The following is a 5596-nucleotide window of genomic DNA, read 5'->3' on the forward strand; positions in this document are numbered from 1 at the left end:
ATGTTGGCCCCATCGATATGACCCGGATGACTTGGTACGGCCCAGCCAAGGGCATTATGAAGCAGTGGACCAAGCAGTTTGTGCAAAATGCCAACCGGAATCCTAATGAAGCAGTAACCGATCCAACTGCGTTTACACTGAAACCTTTTTAACTCAAAGATATAGTGCTGTAGATTGGGTTAGCGATAGCGTAACCCAATATTTTTCTGATTTTTCTCAACGAATTCGGGCCGCTAGTGATAAACGATCATCACAGTGATATTTTTTAGCCAAAATCAGGACGATAGATAAAAATAGAACTATATTTGGTAGTCAATAGCCATTCATTATCATGGCAATCAGAAAAAATACGCATTTAATAAAGTTATTCTCTTTTACGCACTGGAATAAATTGATGAATAAACATTCTAATATTTGCGCGGTAAAAACCGTATTGCTATTGCCATGTCTTGCCATCGTCCTGTTGTTATCAGGTTGCGCAAGTCTTGGTAAAGGTGCTGCCGAAGCCGTTCTGGAAAAGTCTGAAAATGAAGATAGTCGGCAATGCCAAGTGTGGGGTGAAGCTTTTACGGGTATTGCCGCCGATTTAGCTAAAAAACAAGGTAAAACCAAGGTGCTATTTGTACATGGGGTAGGCGATCATACCCCCGGTTATACTACTCAATTTTTGGAGAAGCTGGCCAAGGAGTTAAACCTGAATGTCCGCTCTGAAGGCCAAAAAAATATTGATTTAAATACGCCTTTATTTCCGGATACGGATCTTGGCAATTTGCGGGTAACGCATTTGCTCAACGAGCAAAATGGCCAAGAACTGACCTTTTACGAGTTGACCTGGTCAGGAATTACCCGGCAAGAAAAAGCATTGCTTAACTTCGATACGTCAGGCGAATACGACTTTCGCAGAGCCAGAATTAACGGTATGTTGAAAAAGTTCAGTAATGATACCGGCCCCGATCCAATTATTTACTTGGGACAAAGCCGAGTGCCCATTCTGGCGGCATACGCACAGTCATTCTGTTGGATGGCGACCCAAGATTGGGCAGAGCTTCCAAGCAGCGGTAAACATGCCTGCCTGGGGTTGAACGATTCCAATGCTGACCGTATTGCCAACGATAACTATGTCATTATTTCTCATAGTTTAGGTAGTCGTATCGTCATGGATGGTATGCAGCGTATTGCTTCTTTGCTGGCCACCCCCGAAAAACATTTTTCTTCCGATCAAAAAGCAAAAGTGATTCTTTCTCCCAAAGCCATAGCCGCATTACAAAGCAAGCATATCCCCTTTTTTATGCTGTCCAACCAGTTGCCCATGTTACAGTTGGGCCGGGAACTTCCTGAGGTGGCAGGACAGGAGGCAAGTTATTGCAATCCTGATGGCGCTAATTACAAAAAACGTATGCTTAAAGAAACCGAGATTGTTGCCTTTAGTGATCCGAATGACCTGTTAAGTTACGGCATACCACCCGGTTTTTCTGAAAAATATATTGACTCCCGGCTCTGTGCGAAGATCACTAATGTCAATATCAACATTGCCAAGGTCATGGATGCTTTTGGTATGGCTGATCTTGCCAATCCCATGCAAGCTCATGTCGGTTATGATCAGGATGACCGCGTGATTGCCATGATTGCCAGAGGTATCGGTAATCCAGGTGCATCACCATTGATTAAGCAACGCTGCGAGTTTGTAAAAGAAGTAAAGTGAAGTATCCAGGAAGTCATTATTTTTGAACAACCTTGATCAAGGTCAAAAATTACAATATTGGCTACTGCTTCCGACACCTATAGTGCTGAAGTAGTAAAAAGCGATACCGCTCAAAATCCCTGGGCGTTCAATCTCTCGACCTATTTGTGGCTACCCAGTGTGTTTCCGCCGGGCCGTTCAATAAATCGTCTGATTTTAGCTTCGGCGATATCGCCGGGAAGATGCGTAATTTTCCGATGGCTTTTAACGGGCATTTTGATGCACATTACGAGCGGTTCCGATGCTAATGGTCATTGAACTTTTCCCACAAGATCAGTTTAAGCAGCTCCAAGCTTGCTTCTCTGAGAAACATCTATCAGTCAAGTAGGATGCAAAAAATCTCAACGCCCAGACCCCCAATTAAGGACTCAGAATGAACCGCCGGAAGACGCCAAAACCCGCCACAAAAATCGTGTCTGAAACTAACGTAACCCCCGTTCCATCTGGCAAAAGTAACAGTCGTCTCTTTTTGTTGCTATCAATCTTTATGTCGGTTGGGTTGGTTATAGGCGTTGTCTTCTTTGCTAACAGGCCTCCCGTAACGATAATTTCGTCCATTACTCCGCTAGCGAAACTAGAATCAGAACCGATAATGCCTGTCACGACTAAAGAATATGTTGGTGCCAGCGCCTGTAAGCAATGTCATCAGACCGAAGTTAACGCATGGCAAGGCTCGCATCATGATCTGGCGATGCAGGAAGCTACTGCACAAACCGTACTTGGCGACTTTAATAACGCTAAATTTAAACACTTCGATGTCGAATCGACTTTTTTTAAGCGTGACGATAAGTTTATGGTACGCACTGACGGCCCGGATGGTAAATTAACTGATTATTCAATCACCTACACGTTTGGTGTTACGCCACTACAACAATATTTGATTGCCTTTCCCGGAGGCCGTTATCAAACACTAAGTATTGCTTGGGATAGCCGTCCAAAAAGCGAAGGCGGGCAACGCTGGTTTCATTTGTATCCAAAGGAAAAAATCGATCATACCGATCAATTGCATTGGACGGGGCGTTACCAAAACTGGAACATGGAATGCGCTGAATGCCATTCAACTCATCTGAAAAAAGGCTACGATGCCCCAACAGACAGTTATAAAACAACTTTCAAGGAGATCAATGTCGCTTGTGAGTCTTGCCACGGCCCTGCATCACAGCATGTCGAGTGGGCGAAGCAGGCACAGCCGCCCTATACGGACGTTGATAAAGGCTTGGCAGTGAAGCTGCAAAGCCACTGGCAAGAGGCGTGGAAGTTTTCTGATAAAGGCGTTATTGCTCATCGTGAACAGCCTGCCGACGATACCTTGATGAATGTCTGTTGGGCTTGTCATTCACGCCGCTTGACGCTGGTTGAAGGCAGTTTGCCGGGTTTGCCGCTGGAAGATACGCATCAGCCGGCATTACTGATGCCGCCGACTTATCATGCCGATGGACAGCAACGCGACGAAGATTACACCTGGGGATCGTTCCGTCAGAGCAAGATGTTCCAGAATGGAGTGACTTGTATGGATTGTCACGAGCCTCATTCCCTTAAATTACGCGCCGAAGGTAATGCGCTATGTACTCGTTGTCATGTTGCCGAAAAATTTGATACGGAAAAACATCATTTCCATAAACCCGATTCAAAAGGTGCTGCGTGTATGGACTGTCACGCACCTGAACAAAATTACATGGTAAACGATGGACGCCACGATCACAGTTTTCGTTTGCCCAGACCCGATTTATCACAATCGTTAGGTAGTCCAAATGCCTGTACCCAATGCCATCAAAAACAAAAGCCTGAATGGGCCGCTGGTATGATAGATAAGTGGTATGGCAAAGATTGGCGTAAGCGTCCGCATTACGGCACGACACTGCACGCTGGTGCAACGCAGGGCATTAAAGCATTACCTGCATTACAAGAACTTGCTCAGGATTCAGCAAGTCCGGCGGTTGTTCGTGCTACCGCTCTTACGTTGATCAAGCCGATGATGAGTCCGGATCTGCTAACGTTTGCACGATCGCAATTGAAAGATGCCGATCCTTCGGTGCGTATTGCCGGTCTTGGCTTGATTGAATCTGTTGATCCAATCAATCGAACACTATCCGCTTCGCCATTACTTACCGATCCGGTTCGTGGTGTCCGCATTGAAGCTGCGCGGGTGCTTGCTGATGTACCAGACGGTCAGATTACAGAAGGTCGGCGGGAGAGTCGCAATAATGCGATGCAAGAATATGTAACTGCTCTAAAGCTTAATGCTGACTGGCCGGCGGAAAATATTAATGTGGGTAATTTTTACTTGCAGCAAGGCAAAATAGACGAGGCTATTATCGCCTATCAACGCGCCATTAGTCTCGACCCACTCTTTGTTGGTGCCTATGCCAATCTCGCCGATGCTTATCGTCAGCAAGGTCACGATGATGAAGGCGAAAAACAGTTACGCAAAGGTTTGTCATTAATCCCCAATGCGGCGGATTTACACCATGCACTGGGCTTGTTACTGGTGCGCAAAGCAGATAAAAGCATAGCTTTACAGGAACTTGCCAAGGCCAGCAAGCTTGCGCCAGATAATGCACGCTATGTGTATGTTTACGGTATCGCACTTAATTCTATGGGTAAGCAACGCGAAGCGTTGGCCGTATTGAAAGCGGCTGAAAAGCGTCAGCCATACAACCTTCAGATACTCAGCGCATTGATTTCCATGCAACGCGAGGCTGGCGACAACAAAGGGGCACTTGTTTATGCAAAAAAAGCTGCCGAAGTATTGCCGGGCAATAAAGAAATAGAGCAGTTAATCCTAGAGTTGGAAGGTGTGAAGTGACCAGTTTATTGATAGCTTTAAAACTTATCCCCATGATTTTCGCCGCACTGTTCCCGATTGTTAATCCCATTGGAACAGATCTTATCCTTTAAGGGATGACCCGAGGGGTTGACGATCAAACCTGGAAGTCGATGACGAGAAGAATAGCTTTGTATTCTTTCCTTTTATTAGCCTTTTTCTTTTTTTCGGCAGCTATATCCTGAAGCTTTTTGGAATTTCTATCCCGGTAGTTCAGTTCTCGGGAGGGATCGTTTTGGCATTAATGGGGTGGCAACTGTTAAATCAAAAAGGGGGCAGTAAACCGGTTTCTAAAAAAGATCTGAATCATCCTGATTTTTCAATTAAACCGCATGCTTTTTACCCCTTTACTTTTTCCCTGACAGTAGACACCGGTCGAATGACGGTGGCTTAGATATTTAGCTTACATTTGAATCTGAAACCCAGGCTCCTCGCTACGTTGGAGCTTTTACCTGCGATAAATAATAACTTCTTAAAATCATAATCTGTTTCATTTTTTTCAGTAAACTTGGAGTAAAGTTCAATAGTGCAGGCTCTTTAGTTAAAAGCTATTATGAAAGGTGCTTACCTTCAGTGTTAGCTATTAGCTTTCCTGTCAACAATGGTAGGATTAAAGCTTTCAATTTATAGGTATTTCTACGTATTGTACAAATAATTTATTTCTACTATTCTCAAAATAAACTAAAAAATTATCACCATAAAATATTGTGTAGTGTGTAAGGGTAAGCGGCAATTTATCTGATCAAGGTGAATAAATTCTTCATTACAAGATATTCAAGTTATTTCAAGTACGTTCTTTAATCGGTTTAACCGCTTCAGCAAGGTTAGTTAATGGATTCTAATTTAGAATATGAGCTATCAATATAAACCAGACAGATACTAACCATTTGTATATTAAGAAATATATTAGACATCTTTCCTAAATACAGTCATAGCGTAAGTTAACAAGAGCAGCCACTAAATTCCATGTCAGGGAGTAATGCTTGTGCTTACCCCGATAAACATCTTTGGTAATTCTGAAGATTTTGCAT

3 protein-coding genes are annotated in these 5596 nt (G+C 43.9%); all 3 read left to right on the forward strand.

Features of this window, described 5'->3' with window-relative positions; genetic code table 11:
• Window positions 1-394 precede the first annotated feature (394 nt).
• Window positions 395-1702: a hypothetical protein gene (locus tag N7974_RS19905; RefSeq protein WP_262967282.1), complete on the forward strand. Its 1308-nt coding sequence runs from the start codon at window positions 395-397 to the stop codon at window positions 1700-1702.
• 631 nt (window positions 1703-2333) lie between these two features.
• Window positions 2334-4547: a tetratricopeptide repeat protein gene (locus tag N7974_RS19910; RefSeq protein WP_262967283.1), complete on the forward strand. Its 2214-nt coding sequence runs from the start codon at window positions 2334-2336 to the stop codon at window positions 4545-4547.
• A 166-nt stretch (window positions 4548-4713) separates the two neighbouring features.
• The gene (locus N7974_RS20855) at window positions 4714-4959 is read left to right on the forward strand and encodes a MarC family protein (protein WP_394813138.1); all 246 of its coding nucleotides are present in this window, start codon (window positions 4714-4716) and stop codon (window positions 4957-4959) included.
• Window positions 4960-5596: the final 637 nt, after the last annotated feature.

This window comes from Methylobacter psychrophilus (assembly GCF_025583945.1).
In the GTDB taxonomy this organism is placed as follows: Bacteria; Pseudomonadota; Gammaproteobacteria; order Methylococcales; family Methylomonadaceae; genus Methylobacter_C; species Methylobacter_C psychrophilus.